This is a genomic window from Nocardioides perillae, from assembly GCF_013409425.1.
In the GTDB taxonomy this organism is placed as follows: Bacteria; Actinomycetota; Actinomycetes; order Propionibacteriales; family Nocardioidaceae; genus Nocardioides; species Nocardioides perillae.
Genome location: NZ_JACCAC010000001.1, coordinates 1,006,986 through 1,026,945, shown reverse-complemented (window position 1 = coordinate 1,026,945; position 19,960 = coordinate 1,006,986). Strand labels below are relative to the sequence as shown.

At 77.4% G+C, this 19,960-nt stretch carries 19 protein-coding genes; 9 read left to right on the top strand and 10 right to left on the bottom strand.

Translation table 11 applies throughout. The annotated features are described in order from the left end of the window. Window positions 1-69: 69 nt before the first annotated feature. Window positions 70-2,172: a PP2C family protein-serine/threonine phosphatase gene (locus tag BJ989_RS04745; protein WP_179517216.1), complete on the top strand. Its 2,103-nt coding sequence runs from the start codon at window positions 70-72 to the stop codon at window positions 2,170-2,172. A 21-nt stretch (window positions 2,173-2,193) separates the two neighbouring features. Here the strand turns inward: BJ989_RS04745 and BJ989_RS18640 are convergent, their stop codons facing one another. The 3 genes from BJ989_RS18640 to BJ989_RS18635 form a co-directional block, all read right to left on the bottom strand. Next, entirely contained in the window at window positions 2,194-2,718 is a 525-nt protein-coding gene (locus BJ989_RS18640) for a DUF4190 domain-containing protein (protein ID WP_179517215.1), read from the bottom strand. Window positions 2,719-2,779: 61 nt separating this feature from the next. Continuing rightward, window positions 2,780-3,523, bottom strand: a complete 744-nt coding sequence (locus BJ989_RS04735; RefSeq protein ID WP_179517214.1) for an FkbM family methyltransferase — start codon at window positions 3,521-3,523, stop codon at window positions 2,780-2,782. A 14-nt stretch (window positions 3,524-3,537) separates the two neighbouring features. Further along, window positions 3,538-4,848 (bottom strand): SpoIIE family protein phosphatase, encoded by a 1,311-nt coding sequence (locus BJ989_RS18635; protein ID WP_179517213.1) that lies wholly within the window; start codon window positions 4,846-4,848, stop codon window positions 3,538-3,540. A 124-nt stretch (window positions 4,849-4,972) separates the two neighbouring features. Here BJ989_RS18635 and BJ989_RS18630 point away from each other — a divergent pair, with 124 nt between their 5' ends. Genes BJ989_RS18630 through BJ989_RS04710 form a run of 4 tightly spaced genes read left to right on the top strand, consistent with a single transcriptional unit; the run spans window position 4,973 to window position 7,965 of the window. Further along, window positions 4,973-5,599, top strand: coding sequence for a GDSL-type esterase/lipase family protein (locus BJ989_RS18630; RefSeq protein ID WP_218848728.1), 627 nt, complete (start codon window positions 4,973-4,975; stop codon window positions 5,597-5,599). Between the two features lie 52 nt (window positions 5,600-5,651). After that, on the top strand, window positions 5,652-6,380 hold the full coding sequence (locus BJ989_RS04720; RefSeq protein WP_218848727.1) for a histidine phosphatase family protein: 729 nt from the start codon (window positions 5,652-5,654) through the stop codon (window positions 6,378-6,380). Beyond that, window positions 6,367-7,257 (top strand): NAD(P)H-hydrate dehydratase, encoded by an 891-nt coding sequence (locus BJ989_RS04715; RefSeq protein ID WP_179517212.1) that lies wholly within the window; start codon window positions 6,367-6,369, stop codon window positions 7,255-7,257. Before BJ989_RS04720 ends, BJ989_RS04715 begins: the two co-directional genes overlap by 14 nt. A 48-nt stretch (window positions 7,258-7,305) precedes the next feature. Then, entirely contained in the window at window positions 7,306-7,965 is a 660-nt protein-coding gene (locus BJ989_RS04710) for a hypothetical protein (protein ID WP_179517211.1), read from the top strand. Between the two features lie 34 nt (window positions 7,966-7,999). On the opposite strand, the gene BJ989_RS04705 is transcribed toward BJ989_RS04710, so the two are convergent. Beyond that, window positions 8,000-8,539, bottom strand: coding sequence for an SRPBCC family protein (locus tag BJ989_RS04705; RefSeq protein WP_343049490.1), 540 nt, complete (start codon window positions 8,537-8,539; stop codon window positions 8,000-8,002). Window positions 8,540-8,607: 68 nt separating this feature from the next. On the opposite strand from BJ989_RS04705, the gene BJ989_RS04700 reads away from it, so the two are divergent. From BJ989_RS04700 to BJ989_RS04685, 4 genes are all read left to right on the top strand, one after another. Continuing rightward, the gene (locus tag BJ989_RS04700; protein WP_179517209.1) at window positions 8,608-9,351 is read left to right on the top strand and encodes a GAF and ANTAR domain-containing protein; all 744 of its coding nucleotides are present in this window, start codon (window positions 8,608-8,610) and stop codon (window positions 9,349-9,351) included. Between the two features lie 126 nt (window positions 9,352-9,477). Then, window positions 9,478-10,401 (top strand): zinc-binding dehydrogenase, encoded by a 924-nt coding sequence (locus tag BJ989_RS04695; protein WP_179517208.1) that lies wholly within the window; start codon window positions 9,478-9,480, stop codon window positions 10,399-10,401. 347 nt (window positions 10,402-10,748) lie between these two features. Then, the gene (locus tag BJ989_RS04690) at window positions 10,749-12,071 is read left to right on the top strand and encodes an HNH endonuclease signature motif containing protein (RefSeq protein ID WP_179517207.1); all 1,323 of its coding nucleotides are present in this window, start codon (window positions 10,749-10,751) and stop codon (window positions 12,069-12,071) included. 423 nt (window positions 12,072-12,494) lie between these two features. Further along, window positions 12,495-13,322, top strand: a complete 828-nt coding sequence (locus tag BJ989_RS04685) for a hypothetical protein (protein WP_179517206.1) — start codon at window positions 12,495-12,497, stop codon at window positions 13,320-13,322. A gap of 4 nt (window positions 13,323-13,326) precedes the next feature. On the opposite strand, the gene BJ989_RS04680 is transcribed toward BJ989_RS04685, so the two are convergent. From BJ989_RS04680 to BJ989_RS04655, 6 genes are all read right to left on the bottom strand, one after another. Next, on the bottom strand, window positions 13,327-14,628 hold the full coding sequence (locus tag BJ989_RS04680; protein WP_179517205.1) for a glycosyltransferase: 1,302 nt from the start codon (window positions 14,626-14,628) through the stop codon (window positions 13,327-13,329). A gap of 83 nt (window positions 14,629-14,711) precedes the next feature. Then, entirely contained in the window at window positions 14,712-15,722 is a 1,011-nt protein-coding gene (locus BJ989_RS04675; RefSeq protein WP_179517204.1) for a glycosyltransferase family protein, read from the bottom strand. Further along, window positions 15,719-16,558: a galactosyltransferase-related protein gene (locus BJ989_RS18625; protein WP_179517203.1), complete on the bottom strand. Its 840-nt coding sequence runs from the start codon at window positions 16,556-16,558 to the stop codon at window positions 15,719-15,721. Before BJ989_RS18625 ends, BJ989_RS04675 begins: the two co-directional genes overlap by 4 nt. After that, window positions 16,555-17,688 (bottom strand): glycosyltransferase, encoded by a 1,134-nt coding sequence (locus BJ989_RS04665; RefSeq protein WP_179517202.1) that lies wholly within the window; start codon window positions 17,686-17,688, stop codon window positions 16,555-16,557. Before BJ989_RS04665 ends, BJ989_RS18625 begins: the two co-directional genes overlap by 4 nt. After that, window positions 17,685-18,761, bottom strand: coding sequence for a glycosyltransferase (locus tag BJ989_RS04660; protein ID WP_179517201.1), 1,077 nt, complete (start codon window positions 18,759-18,761; stop codon window positions 17,685-17,687). Before BJ989_RS04660 ends, BJ989_RS04665 begins: the two co-directional genes overlap by 4 nt. Then, window positions 18,746-19,906 (bottom strand): glycosyltransferase, encoded by a 1,161-nt coding sequence (locus BJ989_RS04655; RefSeq protein WP_179517200.1) that lies wholly within the window; start codon window positions 19,904-19,906, stop codon window positions 18,746-18,748. Before BJ989_RS04655 ends, BJ989_RS04660 begins: the two co-directional genes overlap by 16 nt. Window positions 19,907-19,960 lie beyond the last annotated feature (54 nt).

Here is a 19,960-nt window from a genome sequence, read left to right as displayed (position 1 = left end):
TGCTCCCGAGGGTCCGTCCAGCCAACCGGCGGACCGCGCGCCGAGGACCGAGGGGACCGACCCGATCCCATGCGCAGCCACCTCTCCCGCGCGTCTGTCTGGCCCGCCGCCGGCCTGCTGCTCCTCGCCGCGCTCGTCGCCACCGACCTGCTGACCGGTCGGCAGGTCAACGGCGTGTACGGCGCGGGCGCGGTGCTCGCGGCCATCCGCACCGACGCCCGCCGCACCGGCGCAGTCGCGGCCGTCGCCCTCGTCGCTTCGCTCGCCTCCGGCGTGTGGAACGACAACGTGGGCAGCGTGGACTGGTCGGTCCGCTTCGCCTCGTGCGCGCTGCTGTGCGGGCTCGCCGTCGCGGTCGCCGGGGCCAACCACCGCCGGCAGCGCCAGCTGGCCGAGACCACCGCCCTCGCCCAGCGGGTCCTCGACGCCCTCGCGGTCGAGCTGACCGGGGCGCGCACGGTGCGTGAGGTCGTCGACGGCTTCGTGGGCCACGCGGTCGCCACCCTGGGCGCGTCGTCGGCCATGGTCTTGACCCTCGACTCCGACGACGTGCTGCGCACGGTCTCGTGGCACGGGCGCGGCGGCGACGGCGCGGACCAGTACCGCGAGATCCCCCTCGCCGCCGACCTGCCGGGTCCGCTAGCCGTGCGTCAGCGCACCGACGTGCACTACCGCTCGGTCGACGAGATCGTGGCGGCCTTCCCGGACCTCGCGGGCTACTACACGGAGGACCGCAGCCTGCACCTGCTGCCGCTCCACCGGGGCGAGACCACCCTCGGGCTGCTGGCGCTCACCTTCCCGCCCGCCCTCTTCCGCCCCGCCCAGGACGGCTTCCTGCACTCGCTCGCGGGCGCGCTCACCAGCGCGGTGCAGCGCGCCGTCGAGCTCGAGGCCGACGACGCGGCGACGCAGCGCACCGTGCTGCTCGCGGAGGCCTCGTCGACGCTGTCCCGGAGCCTTAGCCTGCAGACCACGCTCGACGAGGTCTGCCGGCTCCTGGTGCCGCGGTTCGCCGACTGGTGCTCGGTGCAGCTGCTGCGCGACGGCCAGCTCGAGACCGTCGCGGTGCAGCACCGCGACCCCGACACCACCGCCTGGGCGTGGTCGATGCGCTGCGCCTTCCCGACCCGGATGGACGCGGCCCAGGGCGCCGCGGCCGTCCTGCGCACCGGGCGCAGCGAGCTCTACCCGTTCATCAGCGCCGACCAGGTCGAGAGGGCCGCGACCGGCGAGGAGCACCTCGCCGTGCTGCGCCGCCTGGGCTTGACCAGCGCGGTCATCGCACCGCTGCGGGACCGTGGCGGGACCGTCGTCGGGGTGGTCGCGCTCATCCACGCCGAGTCCGGTCGCCGCTACGGCGAGGAGGACCTGGCCTTCCTGGAGGAGATCGCCGACCGGGCGGCGGTCGCCCTCGACACCGCGACCACCTTCGAGCACCAGACGGAGCGGCTCGCCGAGGTCACCCTGGTCGCCGAGGCCGCGCAGCGCGCGATCCTGGCCCCGCCACCGCAGCGCAGCGGCCCGCTCACCCTCTCGGCGCGCTACCTCTCCGCAGCGACCGAGGCGCAGGTCGGCGGCGACCTCTACGAGGTGGTGCCGTCGGCGACCTCGTCGCGGCTGCTGGTCGGCGACGTGCGCGGCAAGGGCCTCGGGGCGGTCCGCACGGCCACCGTGGTGCTCGGCGCCTTCCGGTCGGCCGCGGCCGACACCGACGACGTCGCCGCCATCGCCCGTGACGTCGACCGCCGGATCGTGCCCTACCTCGCCGACGCCGAGGACTTCGTGACCGCGGTCGTGGTGGCGGTCGAGCACGACGGCTGCTTCCGGGTCGCGTCGTGCGGCCACCCCCCGCCCTACCGCCTCCGGCCCGACGGTCGGGTCGAGGCGCTCGCGGTCGAGCCGTCGCGGCCGCTCGGCCTCGGGGCGGAGCCGGTGGTCGCCGAGGGCCGGCTGTGCGCGGGTGAGCGGCTGCTGCTCTTCACCGACGGGATGCTGGAGGCGCGCACGCCGGACGGCGACTTCGTCGACCCGGCACCTTTCCTCCCCGCCGTCGGCGCGGCGGCCTTCGACACCGCGCTCGACCCGCTCCTGGCGTCGTTGCGCGAGGCCGCCGGGCACGCGCTCGACGACGACCTCGCGCTGCTCCTCGTGGGCTACGACCCGGCGGGCTGACGCCCGCCGGGTCGTCCGGCCTCACTGCGAGAAGCGGTCCTGCAGGTCGCCTTCGAAGTCACGCTGGCACTGCTCGACGGCCGCCTGGTCGTCACCGGCCTGCTGCAGGCACTCCTGGAGGTCCTGGGCCTCCTCGCTGCCGAGGAAGGACAGGCCGAAGGCCAGCAGCGCCCCGCTGAGCACCGCGCCGAGCACGCCGAGCACGATGCCGGCGATCGCGAGGCCCTTGCCGCCGCCCGTGCTCTTGCGCGCCCGGCCGAGCGCCACCAGGCCGACGACGAGCGCGGCGACGCCCAGCACGATCCCGCCGACGATCGTCCAGCAGGTCAGCAGCGCCAGCGCGCCCAGCACCAGCGCGGCGATGGCGAGACCCTTGCGCTGGGAGCCGCCGTGCCCGCCGTGCCCCCCGTAGGGCTGGCTCCCGTACGCCTGGCTCCCGTAGGGCTGACCCTGCTGGCCGCCGTACGGCTGGCCCCCGTAGGGCTGCTGTCCCGAGGGGCCGGGCTGGCCCTGGTCGTACGGCGGTCCGGGCGGCTGCTGGGTCACGTCGGGTCTCCCTCGTCTCGGTGCGGGTGTGCCTCCCTCCGATACCCAGCAGCAGGCCCGGCTACCCCTCGGGGTGGGTGCCGCCTCCCGCGGCGGGTTCGCGCACCAGCACCGCGTCGAGCTCGATCACCCGCAGCGTCGGGCGGTCGAAGGAGACCGGGTAGAGCCCGGCGAGCGCCCAGCCCGACCGCTCCAGCTCGGCGAGGTGCTCGGGCAGCGTGGGCACGCCGTCGTAGATCGGGAGGCAGGCGACCTCGGTCAGCACCGCGGCCACCGGGCCGCCCGACTCGACGAGGTCGCCGGCGCCGCGGAAGGCCGCGAGGTCGAAGCCCTGCGTGTCGAGCTTGAGGAGCACCCGCGCCGCGCCCCGCGCGAGGTCGGGCCACAGCCCGTCGAGGCGCCTGACCTCCACCGTCTCGTCGCGGGTCTGCGCCATCACGTCCTTCCAGGCCCGACCGAAGTCGGAGGCCGCGCGCAGCGAGCCGAGCTCGGACTGGGCGTCGACCGCGTGCAGCACGGCCTCGCCGTCGGCGTCGCCGAGTGCGCAGCCGCGCACCTCCCAGTGCGCGTCGCCCGCGGCCGCCTCCTCGAGCAGGCCGCGCGGGCCCGCCGCCGGCTCGAACGACACCAGCCGCCCGGCGTACCCCCCGGCGCGGAGCGCCTGCGCGAACTGCCCGCGGTTGGCGCCGACGTCGAGCACGAGGTCGACGCCCAGGGCGTCGACGAGCCAGCGCAGGTGGGCGTCGCGGGTCTGCTCGCAACGCTCCCGCTGCTGCACGAGGGGGTCCGCCCCAGCACCGCTCACCGTCTCCTCCTCCGTCACACCGTCTGCGGGAGCAGGGTGCGCTCCGAGCCGCCGCGCCACTCCACCAGCAGCACCGTCGCGTCGTCGTCGAGGCGCACGACGTCGGGCGAGGTCAGGACCTGCTGGAGCCGCCGCAGGGTCTCGGGCGGGCTGCGGTGGGCAGCCGCCTCCCGGGTCACGAAGTCGACCAGGCCCGCCACCCCCAGCATGCCGCCGTCGGGCAGGCGCGCCTCGACCACGCCGTCGGTGTAGAGCACGACCGTGTCCCCGGGCTCGAGCTGCTCGTGGGCCACCGCCGGCCGCGTCCCGAACATGGGCATCCCGAGCGGCGTCGCCGGCGTCGCGGCGAGCTCCTTGACCACGCGGCCGTCACGCAGCAGCAGCGGCGGAGGGTGCCCCGCGTTGACCCACCGCAGCGTCCCCGTGCCGGTGTCGAGCTGGGCCAGGACACCGGTGATGAAGGCGCCCTCCGCGAACGTCTCGGTGACCGCGGCGTCGACGGCGGTGTAGGTCTCGACCAGGTCCGCGCCGGCCCGCCGGCTGTGGCGGTAGGCGCCGAGGGTGAAGGTCGACAGGCCGGCCGCCGCGAGGCCGTGGCCGACCGCGTCGAAGACGGCGAGGTGGGTCGCCTCCCGGTTGACCGCGTAGTCGAAGGCGTCGCCGCCGTTGTCGTAGGTCGGCTCCACCATCCCGCTCACGACGAGGCCGTCGCAGGCGAAGGTCAGGGGTGGCAGCGCCGCCCACAGCATCTCCGCGCCCACCGCGACCGGACGGGTGCGCTGGGCCACCTCGAGGGCGTCGCCGTAGGGGCGCTTCGCCACCAGGACGTGGGCGACCGCGTGCCCGTAGCGCTCGAGCACGAGCAGCAGGCGGTGGGGGAGCTCGTCGGCCTCGCCCACCGGCACCTCGAGCTCCATCGCACCGATGCGGTCCGTGCCGTCCAGGACGGGCACGAACACCCGCCGCCAGCCCGGCTCGGCGCACGCCACGTCGATCACCGTGCCGCTGGTGTAGCAGCGCCCCGCCACGGTGCCCTCGACGTCCTGGGGGCCGCGCGTCGCCGCAGCACCACCCGCGAGCGGCACGAGGGCGTCGCGCTCCCGGTTGACCCAGAAGGTGGTCACTGCGCGGGCTCCGAGGGCGCGCCGGACCTCCTCCGCCACCACGTCGGCGACCTCGAAGGGCCGCGTCAGGTGGGTGCGCCGGAGCAGCTCCTCGAAGAGGGAGGCCGCTACGTCCGCACCGGCGAGGCCTGCCGGGTCGACGCTGGGGTCGACGCTGGGGTCGACGGCGGGGTCGACGGCGGCGTCGTCGTGCTCCGCCACCTCGCCCACCTCCTCAGGACCGCTCGGTGCGTGTCGCCTGCCCCCACTTCGTACCCCTGCCCCGCGGTGCCGACTCACCCTTCGAGGCGCTCATGCCCGTCCGCGGTGCCGGTTACCGGTCGGCGTGACCACAGCGCCCGGAGCCCCGCTGCGCCTGGTCCTGCTCGGCGACTCCATCGCCTGGGGACAGGGCGCGGCCCGACCCGAGGACCGGCTGGCCGAGCGGCTGCGCCGCGGGCTCGCCGACTCCGGTGTGCCCGCCGAGGCGGTGGTGCATGCCGTGCCCGGCGCCCGCAGCGAGCACCTCGGCGAGCAGGTGGAGCGCACTCTCGTCGACCCGCCCGACGTCGCGGTGGTGGTGGTCGGCGCCAACGACCTGACCCACCGGACGCCGGTGACCGCGGCTGGCGCCTCCCTCGGGGCCGCGCTGCGGCGCCTGCGCGACGGCGGCGTCGAGGTGGCGCTGGCACCGGCCCCCGACCTGAGCGCCGTGCCCCACGTGCCGCCCGCGCTCCGGGCTGCGGTGCGCGTTGCCAGCGAGGAGCTGCGCGCCCGGCAGGTCGACGTCGCCCGGAGGCTGGGCGTCCACGTCGCTGACGGCGACGGCGCCACGAGCCGGGCGTTCGCCTCGGACCCGACGCTGTTCTCGGCCGACCGCTTCCACCCGTCCAGTGCTGGGTACGCCGTCATCGCCGCCGCGGTCCTCCCCCACGTGCTGGCCGCGGCCGGCGCCCGCCGCCGGGCTGCGTAGGGGGACCGGCGCGCGACCGAGGTGGGACTCCGGACCGGCCGAGCTGGTGCTGGTGCGCCACGGCGAGAGCGCCGCCAACCTGGCCGACGCGGCGGCACGGGCCGCGGGGGCGGAGGCCCTCGACCTCGCCGACCGCGACGCCGACGTGGCGCTGTCGGAGACGGGGCGCGCGCAGGCCGAGGCGCTCGGGCGGTGGCTGCTCGACACCGACGAGGCACGCCGCCCGACCGTGGTGGTCAGCTCGCCCTACCGCCGCGCCCGCGACACCGCCGCCGGCGCCGCAGACCCCCTGGGGCTCGACATCGAGCTCGACGAGCGTCTGCGCGAGCGCGACCTGGGACTCCTCGACGGGCTCACGCCGGAGGGGGTGCGCAGCCGGCTCCCGAGCGAGGCCGAGCGCCGGGCGCGCCTCGGCAAGTTCTGGTACGTCCCGCCGAGCGGCGAGAGCTGGGCGGACGTCGCGCAGCGGCTGCGCGGCCTCCTGGCCGACCTCCGCCACGGCTTCGACGGCGAGCGCGTCTGGCTGTTCACCCACCAGGCCGTGGTCATGACGTTCCGCTACGTCCTGGAGGACGTGGAGGAGTCCGCGCTGCTCGACCTCGACCGGCAGGTGCGGATCCCGAACGCTTCGGTCACCACCTACCGTCGCGAGGGCCGCTTCCTGGAGCCGGTCGCCTTCGCCGACACCACGGCGGTCCAGGCGCACACCGAGGTCACCCGCGAGGCGCCGGCCGACGGCACCCGCGCGCCGGAGGACGGGGGCAGCCGTGGCCGCGAATGAGGCACCGGTCGTCGTGACGCCCGCGCTGCTGCGGGAGGTCGGCCTGCCCGAGCCCGGGCACGACAAGCACAGCAGCGGCCGCGTCGTCGTGGTCGGCGGCTCGTCGCGGTCGCCGGGCGGGGTGCGGCTCGCGGCGGAGGCCGCCCTGCGGGTGGGCGCCGGCAAGGTGACGGTGGCGAGCACCGCAGCGGTGCTGCGGCTCGTCGCCTCCGACCTCCCGGAGGCGGCGCTGGTGGCCCTGCCGGCCGACCCGGCCGACGACGACCACCTGGACCCCGACGGGGTGCAGGTGGTCGCGGCGGAGGCCGACGGCGCCGGTGCGCTGCTCGTCGGCCCCGGCCTCGTCGACCCCGTCCGCGCCGCGGTGCTCACAGCCCGGCTCGTGCCCGAGGTCTCCGGCCCGGTGCTGCTCGACGGGCTCTGCTCCGCCTTCCTCACCGAGCACCCGGACGGCCTCCACCACCTCGAGGGCAGAGCGGTGCTCAGCGCCAACCCCGGCGAGCTCGCGCACACCGCCGGCGTCGACGTCGAGGAGGTGGCGGCCGACCCGGTCGCCGTGGCGGCCGCCGTCGCGCGGCGCAGCCGGGTGGTGGTGCTCTGCGCCGGCGCCGCGAAGCACGTGGTCGCACCCGACGGCCGCGCGTGGGTGGTCGCGGGCGGTGCGCGGGGGCTGGCCGCCTCCGGGTCGGGCGACGTGCAGGCAGGTGCGCTCGCCGGCCTGCTGGCCCGCGGCGCAGCGCCGGCCGAGGCGGCGCTGTGGGCGGCGTACGCCCACGCCCGCTGCGGCGAGCGGCTCGCGGCCGCCGTGGGCCGGCTCGGCTACCTCGCGCGCGAGCTGCCGGCCGAGCTGCCACGGGTGCTCGGCGAGGTGGGCTGAGCGCCCCACGTCGACGCCGGCGGCAGGGTGCGGTGGCAGGGTGGGGGCGTGAGCACCTCCGACCCCGGGGCACGACCCGACGACGACCGCGGCGAGCGGCTCGCCGCCTGGCTCGAGCGGCTGCACCTCGACGCCCACCTGGCCGAGGCCGGGCTCCCCACCTTCGAGCGCACGCCAGAGGGGCGGGTCGTCTGGACCGACCCGCGCACCGGCGACCGGCTCGACGACGACCAGCTCGCGCAGGTGGAGGCGCTGCTGCGCAGCGAGGGCGACGAGCCCCAGCACGCCGTGCCCGTGCCGCTCGTGCAGCTCGCCCGGCGCGCCCGGGTGCGCGCCGAGCTGCTCGCGACCCCGTGCCACAGCTACGCCTCGCTCGCGCAGCTGCGCGGCGCCAGCACCGACGCCACCCGCTTCGCGGTGCACAAGGCCGCCGCGGCGCACCGGCTCCTCGTGGTCGCGGCCGACGAGCGCACCCTGGTGCCCGCCTTCCAGCTGACCGACGACGGCGAGGTGCGCCCCGAGCTGCTGCCCGCCCTCGAGCCGCTGCTCGCCGCCCGCCTCGACCCCTGGCGCGCCTGGGCCTGGCTCACGCAGCCCGCCGCGCTCCTCGGCGGCCTCGTCCCGGAGCAGGCCGCCGCCGACGAGGAGCACCGCGACCTCGTGCTGCACGCCGCCGTGCGCCTGGCCGAGCGCGTCGGAGCGGGCTGAGGCAGCGAGCGGTGCCGGGACGCCGACCCCGACGTCAGGCGGCCCGCGGCCCCTCGTGCCGTGCGAGCGTCTGCTGCAGGCCGTCGCGTGCCTCGTCCATCAGCCGGGTGAGCGGCAACGTCATCAGGCGGTCGAGCAGCGCCGGCGCGCGCTGGTAGTCGTAGGTCGAGGTGTAGTCGACCTCGGTCCCCCCGGGCACGGCCCGGGCGACGACCCGGTCGGTGGCCTCGACCAGCGAGTTGCGCCCCACCCAGACAAGGCGGCGCGACGACGCGTCGAGCTCGGTGATCGTGTAGCGCATCCGGGTGGTCCGGCCGAGGAACCGCACGTCGGTCTCGTAGGTGGCACCCACGCTGGCTCCCTCCCCCGCCACCAGGCGCGTGCCGCCGGCGCGCGGGTCCCACTCGTTCGTCGTGCCGAAGTCGGCGAGGTAGGCGAACACCCCGTCGGGGTCGAGCCGGGTCGCGACGGTCCTGCGGTAGGTGCGCGCGTGGCCCCCTGGGTCGTGTCGGTGGGACCGGCGGTACCCGCCCCCGCGGACGGCCCCGGCGCGACCGAAGGGGTGAACTTCGATCCGCGGCCTTCCACCGGCCCCAGCGCGGGTGCGACGCTCGTCGAGGAGGGCTGACGAAGGGGACCACCATGAGCGTGGCCAGCAGCACCGACGCGACCACGGCGTCGCTCGCGGGCGTGCCGCCGCTGCGCGACGTCGCCGACCTGGACCGGGTCGCCGACCGCCTCGCCGACCAGCTCGTCGCGGCGAGCGAGGGCATCGACGCGGTCGGCCTCGTCGTGGCCCTGCCGGACAGCCCGCTGCGCTGCCGCGTCGCCACCGACCCGCTGGTGCGCGACCTCCTCCGCCTCGAGCGCAGCACCGGCGAGGGCCCCTGCGCCGACACGCTGCGCAGCGGCCGTCCGCTCTACGCCGAGCGCGGCCTGCTCGCCTCCTGGCCGACCTACGACGCGGCCGCGAGCGCGCGCGGCGTGCGGGTCCAGGCCTGTGCCCCGCTCCTCGCCGGGCCGGACGCGCACGGCGTGCTCACGGCGTACGGCCTGCGCCACGGCGACCTCGACGCCCGCTCCCGCCGACTCGTGCACGACCTCGCGCAGGCCCTCGGGGCGCGCGTCGCGGAGATGGTGGCGCGCGAGCAGGACCGCGTCGCCGCGGCTGCGGCGTCGGCGCCCGCCGCTGCGACGGGGCACCGGTTGCTCGACCGCGCGGTCGGGATCGTGCAGGAGCGCTACGGGTCGTCGGCGGAGCGGGCCGTGGAGCTGCTCGAGGCGAGCGCGACCCGCCAGCACGTCGACCTCGAGGTCGTCGCGCGCCACGTCGTCGAGCAGGCCGAGCGCTGGGGCGGCCACGTGCCGCGCCCGCGCAGCCGCTGAGCGGCTCGTCGCACTCCCCGCTGCGGCGAGCCGGCGGGCGGGGTCGGGCTTGGTCGTCGCGTCAACATGGCGAGGTCGGGTCGCGGCCCGGCGCGTCAGCGGCGGACGAGCGACGAGGAGCAACGGGTGCGAGCAGCGGTCTACGACGAGTACGGCGACGCGGACGTCCTCGAGGTGCGCGAGGTCCCGGACCCACCGGTCGGACCCGACGTGGTGCTCGTGCGGGTGCACGCGACGAGCGTCAACCCGGTCGACTGGAAGATCCGCCAGGGGCACCTCCAGGGGGCCTTCCCGCACCACCTCCCGATCGTGCCCGGCTGGGACGTCGCCGGCGTCGTCGAGGCGGTCGGGCCGGCCGTGCGCTCGGGCCTGCAGCCCGGCGACCCGGTGTGGGGCTACGTGCGCCGCGACGACGTGCACGCCGGCACGGCCGCGGAGCTGGTGCCGGCCCCCGAGCGGACCGTCGCCCGCAAGCCCGAGGGCCTCTCCTTCGCCGAGGCCGCCGCGGTGCCCCTCGCCGGGCTGACCGCCTACCAGGCGCTGGTCGAGGCGCTCGAGGTCAGCGCGGGCGACCGGGTGCTGGTGCACGCGGCCGCAGGCGGCGTCGGCCAGTTCGCCGTGCAGATCGCCCTGTCGCGGGGCGCGACCGTGGTGGGCACCGCGAGCCCCCGCAACCACGACCACCTCCGCGCGCTCGGCGTCTCCGAGGTCGTCGACCACCACGCCGGCCCGGTCTCCGCGCAGCTGTCCGAGCCGGTCGACGCCGTCCTCGACCTCGTCGGTGGTGATGCGCTGGCCGACGCGCCGCAGCAGGTGCGCGACCCTGCCCGGGTCGCCTCCGTCGTGGACCCGGCCGTCCGGGACGCCGGCGGGCGCTACGTCTTCGTGCGCCCCGAGCGCGACCACCTCGACGCCCTCCGCGACCTCGTCGACCGCGGCCGACTGCGCGTCGACCTCGCCGCCACCTACCCCCTCGAGCAGCTCGCCGACGCCCACCGGGCCTCCGAGCAGGGCCGCACCCGTGGGAAGATCGCCGTCACCCTCACCTGACCGGGCAGGCCGACCCGTCGAGGGGTCGCGCGCTGCGCTCGCGTCGAGGGGTCACGCGCTGGGCTCGCGCCGAGGGGTCACGCGCTGCGCTCGCGTCGAGGGGTCACGCGCTGCGCTCGCGTCGAGGGGTCACGCGCTGGCAGAGGTCGGTGGTCGAGCAGCGAGCGCCAGCGAGCGTGTCGAAGCCCGGTGAGTCGCCCGCCGACCCTCGACCCGACCCTCGCCGGAGGCCGTGGTGCGCCACTTCCTGTCCACAGGCAGCCGCCGTGGATCCGTTGTCCACAGCGCAATCCGGACAGTTCTCGAGGCGCGCGGGACTGTCGGTGGCAGGTGGTTGAGTAAGCGGCATGGCAGACCACCGCGACCACCAGCCACAGCACCCGCTGCTGGCTGCGCTCGCCTGCCTCGACACCGACCTGCACCACGCCGCGGGTACGCCGACCTGGTCACTGACCGCGCCAGAGGCGGAGGCGGCGTTGGTGGAGCTCGCCCGGTGCCGTGCCCGCCTCGCCGCGCTCGAGCTCACCACCGTCGCCGCCGCTGACCGGGCCGGTGTCGGCGACGCCACGGGTGCCACCTCCACCGGGGCGCACTGGGCCAGGCTCACCCACCAGACCCGCGCCAAGTCCGTCGCTACCGTCCGCCACGCTGCGGCGCTCGAGGCACGGCACGGCACCGTGCTCGCGGCGATGAGCACAGGTGGGGTGTTGCCCGAGCAGGCGGAGGTCATCGCCCGTGCGGTCGACGCGCTGCCGGCCGATCGGGTCGGGGTCGCAGTGGTCGACGCTGCCCGCGCCCACCTGCTGGAGTTGGCTGCTTCGTTCGACGCCGTTGAGCTGAAACGGCTCGGCGACCGCATCCTCGACGTCGTCGCCCCCGACATCGCCGAAGCAGTCGAACGCGACCGCCTCGAACGCGAAGAAGCAGCAGCAACCGCGGCAGCCTCGTTCACGATGAGCCGCGACGGCCACGGCAAGGCCCATGGCCGGTTCACCATCCCCGCCGCGGAAGCCGACATGCTCGCCGCCGCTCTCGACGCACTCACCGCACCCCGCCACCACCACGCCACCCACGGCACCGACCCGATCCCTTCCGATCAGCACGGCAACCGGCTCCCGCGGCCGCTGCGACGCGGGCACGCGTTCTGCGAGTACGTCCGCACCCGCCACCGCCCCGCCGCCGACGCCGCTGACACCACCACCGCGACCCAGGCCGGTGGGGTCGACGCGACCGTCACCGTCACCCTCGACCTCGCACAGCTCACCGGCACCGGCCCCGGCGCCGACGCACCGGCCACCTTGTCGACCGGCACCCGCATCACTGCCGCGAAAGCACGGTTGTGGGCGTGCGGCGCTGGGATCGTCCCGATCGTGCTCGGCGGGGCATCGCAGCCCCTCGACGTGGGGCGGACCCGGCGGTACTTCACCAAGACCCAACGCCTCGCACTCGCACGCCTCCAAGGCGGCTGCACCGCCGACGGCTGCGACTGGCCGCCCTCGATGTGCCACGCCCACCACCGCACCCCCTGGCATGCAGGCGGCAGCACCGACCTCGACCAGGGCTACCTGCTGTGCCCCAGACACCACGCCAGGGCCCACGACCCCGCCTACGAGACCACCTACCACCACCACCGGATCACCTTCGCCCGCACCCGACCCATGCGGACCTGAGACCAAGCGACGCCACCGGACCCACCCACACCGCCCGGCACGACGTACTCCCACACGTCTGTGCGAACGATCTGACTCGGCACGGGCCGCCGACCCCCTTCGACCACCAGCCCGCTGCCAGCGCGTGACCCCTCGACGCATCCCCAACGCGCGACCCCTCGACGCCAGCCCAGCGCGCGACCCCTCGACGCATCCCCAACGCGCGACCCCTCGACGCATCCCCAACGCGCGACCCCTCGACGCCAGCCCAGCGCGCGACCCCTGGACGCGTACCCAGCGCGCGACCCCTCGCCCGACCCGTCGATCGTGCTGCGCCGATGCCTCAGGGGCGCTAGTGTCGCCGGCAGTCAACGGTCCGCTCGGGGGGCCACCGGTCGAGAGGGACGGGGCACAGCAGTGGGTGGGGGCGGCTTCGCGCGCGCCGTGGGCGAGCCGGAGCTCGCGCAGTTCTGGACGCGCTACCTCGACGACCACCACCAGCGGCTCGCCTTCGTGCTCCACCACCCGTGGTGGACGCTCCTCGCGTGCGTCGCAGCGCTGCGCCTCGCGTGGATCTCCTGCCACGTCGACCCCGCACCCGACCGGGCGCGGGTGCGCGGGGACGGCAGCGAGCGCCCGGGCGACACGGACCACCCCGCCCGCGACGCGGTGCTCGCGGTGCTCGGCATGCGCGGACTAGGCGGGCTGCCCGCCCGCTGGACCGGCCTCGCCGCGCTCTGCGTGCCGGCCGACCCGGCGGCGTACTCGCACGGCGCCCGTCGCCAGACACTGCGGCGCAAGTGCCGCGCGGCCGAACGGCACGGCGTGACCTGCCGGCTGGTGCCGCGCGGTCCCGAGCGCGAGGACCTGCTCGCCCGGGCGCACGCGGCCGAGCGGACCCACCCCGACGACTGGTACCGCAACCCCGCGCCCGACAACTCCGACCTGCTGCGCCACGACCTGTGGCTCGTCGCCGAGGACGCCGACGGGGTGCCGCTCCTGCTCACGGTGGCCCCGGTGTGGGGCGACACGGCGGTGCTGCGCTACTTCCGCACCCTCGGCTGGGAGCGCGTGCACAGCGACGCGCGCTACCTCGCCACCCGCGCCCTCGTCGAGGAGCTGTCGCGACGCGGCGTGCGCACCCTGCTCGACACCGAGCACCCGGGCGAGCAGAGCAACGGCATCCGCCACTTCCAGCGCATGGTGGGCTTCCGCTACCACCGCGTGCGGCGCGCTCCCCTCACCGCCGCAGCCGATCCGGCGGCCGCCTGAGCGCTCAGGTCGCCCAGCCGCCCAGCCACGCTGCGAGCGTGACCTCGTCGGCCGACCGGAAACCGCCCGCGTCCCCGGCGCGCGCGACCGGGGCATCGAGGCCCCAGCGCGCCGCCCGGCGGTCGCGGCGCAGGTCGCGCAGCTCCGCCCACGGCGCCTCGGCCGGCCCGAGCCGCACCGCCGGCGGCGCGGCCGACCCGTCGCAGGCCCGCGCGAGCCGTTGCCAGGCCGCGGGCTCCGCGACGAGGGCGCGGTGCAGCCGGAGCGCGAGGCGCGGGCCCGCCAGCGCGGCGTGCGACGGCTCGGCGGCGAGCCGCGGGTCGTCACCGAGCAGCTCCCGCTGGGCGGCGGTGGCCACGACGCGGGCGCGCGGGAGACCGGCGAGGAGGCTGTCGACGCACGCCACCAGACCGCGACCGGCGAGCGTGGGCTCGAGCAGCACCTCGAGGTCGGCCGGCCCGCGCAGCAGCCCGCGCCACCCCGAGACCGGCGCGGCGACCCGGTCGGCGACCGCCACGGTCTCGGCGAGCGCGCGGTCGTCCTCCTCGCCGGGCGCCCAGGTGCGCGGCTCGGCGCCGGCGTCGGGGCCGTCGTGCCAGGCGACGGCGGTGGGCTCGTGGGCCAGCACCCCGCCGGCGAGACGGCAACGGTGGGCCCACTCCCAGTCCTCGCCGCCGTAGGCGGTGAAGGTCTCGTCGAAGCCCCCGACCAGGTCGAAGAACCACCGCGAGCAGGCCACCACGGCGCTGATGACGAAGCGGAAGGAGGTCTCGTCGGCGTCGCGCAGGTCGCGGCTGCGCGCCCACCCGTCGTCGAGCCAGGCCGGCGCCGACAGCTCGCGTCGCGGCCCGACCTCCTCGACCGGCGCGTCGAGCGGCGCGCCCGCGAGCGCCGCGTGCCGCCGGCGGCCCACCACCACCAGCTCAGGGAGCACCGCCACCCGACGGACCGCCGCGGCCACGAAGCCCGGCTCCGGCACCGTGTCGGCGTCGAGAAGGACGAGCAGGTCGCCGGTCGTGGCGCGCACGCCGAGGTTGCGCGCGGCGGCGGCGCGGAAGCCGCGGTCCTCCTGCCGCACCACCCGCACGCCCGGCGGCACCCGCGGCACCGCCGCGGACCCGTCGTCGGCGACGACCACCTCGTCGGGCGGCCGCGTCTGCCGGCCGAGCGCCGCGAGGGTCCGGGCGAGCTGCTCGGGCTGCTCGTAGTGGGTGACGACCACCGACACCGTCCGCTGCGCCAGCGCCTCGGCCGCCTCGGCGTCCCCGACCTCCGCCCACGCCCCGTCGGGGCCCTGCGGCGGCACCGGTCGCCCCCACGCCGGCGGCCCGACCGCACCCGGCCCGACCGCACACGGACCAGCCGCACGCGACGCGGTCACCTCCTCGCTCACGCCGCTCCCGACCGCGCCCGGTCGAGCGAGCGCCACCACGCGACGTACGCCGCGGCGACGGTCGCGAGGTCCGGACCCGGGGGCGGTCCGGCCAGCCGGGTCAGCGCCGGGTCGGCGAGCGCCGCCGCGAGCCGGTCGGCGAGCTCCTCGTCGCGCCACAGGACGTGGCAGCCCGGGCGCAGCCGCTCGACCTCCTCGGCGTAGCGGCTGCGGCGCACGAGCGGGCGCCGTCCGGCCGCGACCCACGAGTTGACCGACGCACTCGCCGAGACGTTGCGGTGCCCGGCGACCGGCACGTCGGCGTGCTGCAGCCAGGCCAGCGCCTCGTCCTCCCCCAGCCACCCCGTCACCTGGAAGCCGAGCCCTGCGACGAGGGCCTCCTCCCCGAGGGCGGCCACGAGGTCGTCGTGACCCGGCGACACCGCGCCCGCCGAGACCACGGTGAGCGGGGCCGGACCGCGCGCGGACGGTGGCAGCGAGGCCAGCGCCCGCACCACCTCGGCATGACCCTTGCCGGGGTAGAGCCACCCCAGGAGCACCACCGTGCGGCCGGCCGGGAGCCTCGCCGGCGCCGGCAGCCGAGCCGCGGGGGCGGGCTCGAGCGGCAGCGGCAGCACCCGCCCGGGCCGCCCGGTGGCGCCGTCGAGCAGGTCGTGCACCAGCTCCCGCTCGTGCTCCGAGCACACCGCCCAGCCGTCGACGGCGCGCACGATGCGGGCGTACGCCGCTCGTCGGGCCGCGAACGCCGCCCCGTCGGTGGGCTGCGGCACGTCGTGGAGGGTGACGGTGAGTGGGCACCGCGCGGCCCAGGCCTCGACCCGGTCGGCGGCCGACGCGGGGTCGGACGCCACGACCCGGTCGGTCAGGTGCAGGTGCACGGGGTCGCCGTCGGCCAGCGACCGCGGGTCGGTCGCGGTGGCCGCGCCGACCGCGCGGGCCAGGTCGGCCGCGCACCGCCGCACGCCGTGGCCCACCGGCCCGAGCAGGAGGTGCAGCGGCGCGGTCACGTCGACCCCGCCGTCGACCCCGCCGCGGCGCGGCGCCAGCCACCGTCGCCGTCGGGCTCGACGAGCCCCTGCTCGCGGAACGCCTCGAGCCAGCCCGGGTAGGGCCACGCGCCCCACCGCTCGGCGAAGAGCGCACCGTTGCGCAGCAGGTCGTCGAGGTGACGCACCGGCGGCGACTCGACGGGGTGGTGCTGGTGGAAGGCGCGGGCGGAGCCGAGCCACCGCAGGGACAGCCCCGCGCGCTCGGCGCGCCGTCCGAGGTCGGTGTCCTCGGCGCCGTAGCCGACGTAGGCCTCGTCGAAGCCGCCCGTGCGCTGCCACGCGTCGCGGTGCAGGGCCGCGCTCAGCGACCAGAAGAGCTCCCAGCGGTGCTCGTCGCGCACCTCGCCCGGGGCAGGCGCGGGACGGGCGGGGTGGGGGTCGTCGAGGGTGGGCAGGTGGTCGAGGGAGTACGGCCGCTGGTCGGCGCGCAGGTAGGTCACCGGTCCGCACCACACCGTGTCGCGGTCGGCGCGCGCGGCCCCGGCGTAGGACGCGACCAGGCCGGGCCCCGCCAGGCAGTCGACGTCGAGGAGCACGAGCACGTCGGCCCCGGCGGCCAGGGCCGCGCCGACACCGGCGTTGCGCGCGGCGGCGACGGGGAGGTGCCCGGCCTCGCGCGGCAGCTCCACCACGTGCGCGCCGGCCGCCGTGGCGGCCGCGGCCGCCTCGGGGTCGTCGACGGCGACCACGACGTGCAGGTGCGCAGCCTGGCGCGCGAGCGCGCCGAGGTGCAGGCGCAGGTGGTCGTGGCGACCGGAGACCACGGTCACGACCGCGACGAGCCCGGCGCTCACCCGACCGCTCCGACCGGCACCGGACGCGCGGTCCCGGCGGACGCCCCGGTGAGCCTCCCGGCGAGCACTACCCCGAGCACCTCGCCGAAGCGCTCGCCCGCGCGGCCGTCGCACCACCGGGCCCACGCGCCGCCGTCGAGCGCGGCGACCTCGTCGAGCAGCGCGGGCCAGTCGGGGTGGTCGAGCCGGTCGAGCACCCGCACCGGCCAGCCGCCGCCCGCGAGCGCGCGGCCGGTGCTGCGCTGCTCGTCGTGGGGCCGCTCGGCGGGGACCACGACCGCGGGCCTGCGGGCGCTGGCGACCTCGGCGAGCGCGTTCTGCCCGGCGTGGGTCAGCACGACGTCGGCGCCGGACAGCGCCGTCCACGGGTCGTCGACCCAGGCGCCGCCCGACCCCAGGACGGTCAGCTCCCACGCGTCGCCCAGCGCCGCGGTCAGGCGTTCGACCTCGTCGGACGTCCAGGCGTCGCCACCGCGCCCGCCCAGCAGCGTGGCGCGCCGCGGTCCGCCGGCCGCCCGCGCAGCCGCGGCCGGCCGGTGCGGGTCGAAGCGCGACAGGGCGCCCACCTCGGTCAGGCGGTCGGACACCCCGGCAGGCAGCCGGGCCAGCCCGGCCCCCGCGGGCCAGAAGCCGACGAGCGCGTCGCTGACCCCGAGACCCAGCGCGTGGGCGGCGTCGGTGCGGTCGCCGGGCAGCACGGTCGACACGACGGGCACGCCGTGCAGCCGGGCCAGCAGGGCCACCTCCTGGCTGACGTCGACCACCATCGCGCGGGGGCGGTGCTCCGCGATCCAGGCCGACACCGCGGCCGTGCGCTCGCGCAGCCCGTCGTGGTGGCGCGGCACCCAGTGCAGGTGGCCGTGGGCGGTCGGGTCCACGGGCCCGGCTCCCGACCCGCCACCCGACCCGCCGACCGGCCGGCCACCCAGCCCGCCGTCGAGCCCGCCGTCGAGCCCGTCGTCGTCGCGCGGCAGCTCCACCCACGCCACGGTCCCGGGGGGCGCGTCGGCGGGGCGGGGGGTCGAGGAGAGCACGGTGACCTGCTCGCCCGCACCGGCCAGGTGCGCGGCCAGCGCGAGGGCGCGGTGGACGTGCCCGCGGCCGTGGTGGTGGGCGTACCAGCCGATCACGCGGCCTCCAGCCGGCGCCGCCTCACGTCGGCGTAGACCTCCTCGTAGCCGGCGACCATCGCCTGGGCGCCGAAGCGCGCGACGGCGACCGCCCGCACCGCACCGCGGTCCAGGCCGCGGGCCCGCACCATCCCCCGCGCCAGCCCGTCGACGTCGCCCGGCGCGACCAGCACGCCGCAGCCGGGGCCGACGATCTCCGGCAGCGCGCCGCGGGCGTAGGCGACGACAGGGGTGCCGCAGCTGAGGGCCTCCGCGGCGACGAGGCCGAAGGGCTCGTCCCACTGCGGGGTCACGACGGCCGCGGCGGCCCGGCCGACCAGGGCGCGCAGGCCGTGCTGGGAGAGGTGGCCGACGTAGCGGGCCCCGCGCGGGCCGTCGTCGAGCAGCGGCGCGACCTGCTCGTCGTAGTAGCGCTGGTCGGTCACGGGCCCCACCAGGTCGAGCGGCAGCCCGGCCCGCCGGGCGGCGAGCACGGCCTCGTGGGGCGCCTTCTCGGGGACGATGCGGCCCGACCACACGAGCCGGTCGCCGCCGCCGAGGTCGCGCCACCCGTCGGTGTCGACCCCGTTGTGCACCACGTCGGCCTCGACGCAGTGCGACCACTGCTCGGCCATCGCCCGGCTCACCGCGACGAAGCGCGCGCCGGGCCGCGCGAGCGCGACGGCCGACTCGATCCACGGCAGCGGCGGGGTGTGCAGCGTGGTGACCAGCGGCGCGTCGAGCACGTGGGCCATCGCGATCGGCAGGTGGTGGAGGCTGTTGTTGTGGACCACGTCGAAGCGGCCCTCCTCGCGCTGCAGCGCGAGCATCAGGTCGAGGTAGGCGTGGTGCTCCTGCATCCACCACTCCGGCGGCGCGGCCACGTCGGCGCGCGCGAGGTCGCTGCTCGCGAAGGGCGCGACCGGCAGCAGCTCGGCCTCGAGGTCGGGGTCGGAGCCCGGGGCGGCGAAGAGCGTGACGTCGTGGCCGCGGGCCCGCAGCAGGCTGGCGAGGGCGTGGGTGTGCGCCTCCAGACCGCCGGCGAAGGGCTCGGCGACCGGGTAGCGGCACGAGGCGATCAGGCAGAGACGCACCGGCGGACCTCCCGAGGGTCGTGGTCGAGGGCGGGCCGGGTGCGACCGAGCGCCGAGAGGTACGCCGTGAGGTGGGCGTCGGCGACCTCGGCGCGCTGGGCGACCCGCGCCGCGGGCGACGGCCCCGGCAGGCGCTCGTCGGCGCGCAGCGCGGCGAGCGTCGTCGCCACGCGGTCGGCCAGCACCGACCGGTCGGCCCCCTCGGGGTAGGTCGCCTCGGCGCCCTGGTCGGCGTAGTGGCCGAAGCCCGGCGCGAGGACCGCGGTGCCGACGTCGTGGCACGCCTCGAGCCAGCCCGAGTGGGTGCCGTGGGTGTAGGGCAGCACGGCGAGGTCGAGGCCGGCGAGGTAGGCGTGGAGGTCGGCGTCGTCGCGCGGGTCGTGCTCGACGAGGTCGACGTCGGGCTCTCGGGCGTGGTCGTCGACCCACCGCAGCAGCGCCTGCTGGGCGGGGGTCCGGTCGGCGGCCGGGGTCGCGCGCACCTCGCGGTGCAGGTCGACGCGCAGCCGGTCGCCGCTCGCGCGCACGCCGTCGAGGAGGCCGGGGAGGACCCGGGCAGGGTCGGTGTTGCGTCGGACGCCCTTGGCGGCCACGCCGACGACGAGAGGACGTCCGGCGCGCGGTCGGCGGGCGGCGCGGAGCGCGGCCGCCTCCTGCGGCTCGACCAGGTGGGGGTGGGGCACGACCGTCGGCCGCACGCCCCACCGGGCGGCGACCTCGTCGGCCGCGCTCGCGGTGAGCGTCAGCACGGCGTCGGCGGCCGGGAGCAGCACGTCGAGCTGGGCCTCGAGGAGGGCCGGGTCGTCGTGGTGGGGGTTGCGCAGGTCGTGCACGGTCACGACCAGGGCCGTGCCGACGGCGCGGCAGGCGCGGACGAGCGCGCGCAGCTGCGCGGGCGAGCGGTCGTCGTAGCCGAAGTGCACGTGCAGCACGTGCGGGCGGGACTGCTCGACCCACCACGGCTCGAGCTTCACCGCGGGCCACCAGCGTGGGCCGGCCTGCCGGGTCGGGTCGTGCGGGTGGTCGGGGTCCGGGTCGGGCAGGTGCACGACGATGCCGGCCGCAGGGTCGTCCGCTGCGGGCAGCGTGCGCCGGACGTAGGGGTGGCCGGCCGGCACGGGCGCGACGACGATCGGCTCCAGCACGGTCCCTCCCTCGGTCCTCTCGGCAGCGGCGGTCACGGCCTGGCGGCCCTCCGG

Excerpts from the sequence above, each read along its gene's own strand:
- BJ989_RS04745 (WP_179517216.1), top strand. The coding sequence starts at position 70 with ATGCGCAGCCACCTCTCCCGCGCGTCTGTCTGGCCCGCCGCCGGCCTG.
- BJ989_RS04700 (WP_179517209.1), top strand. The coding sequence starts at position 8,608 with ATGAGCGTGGCCAGCAGCACCGACGCGACCACGGCGTCGCTCGCGGGC.
- BJ989_RS04690 (WP_179517207.1), top strand. The coding sequence starts at position 10,749 with ATGGCAGACCACCGCGACCACCAGCCACAGCACCCGCTGCTGGCTGCG.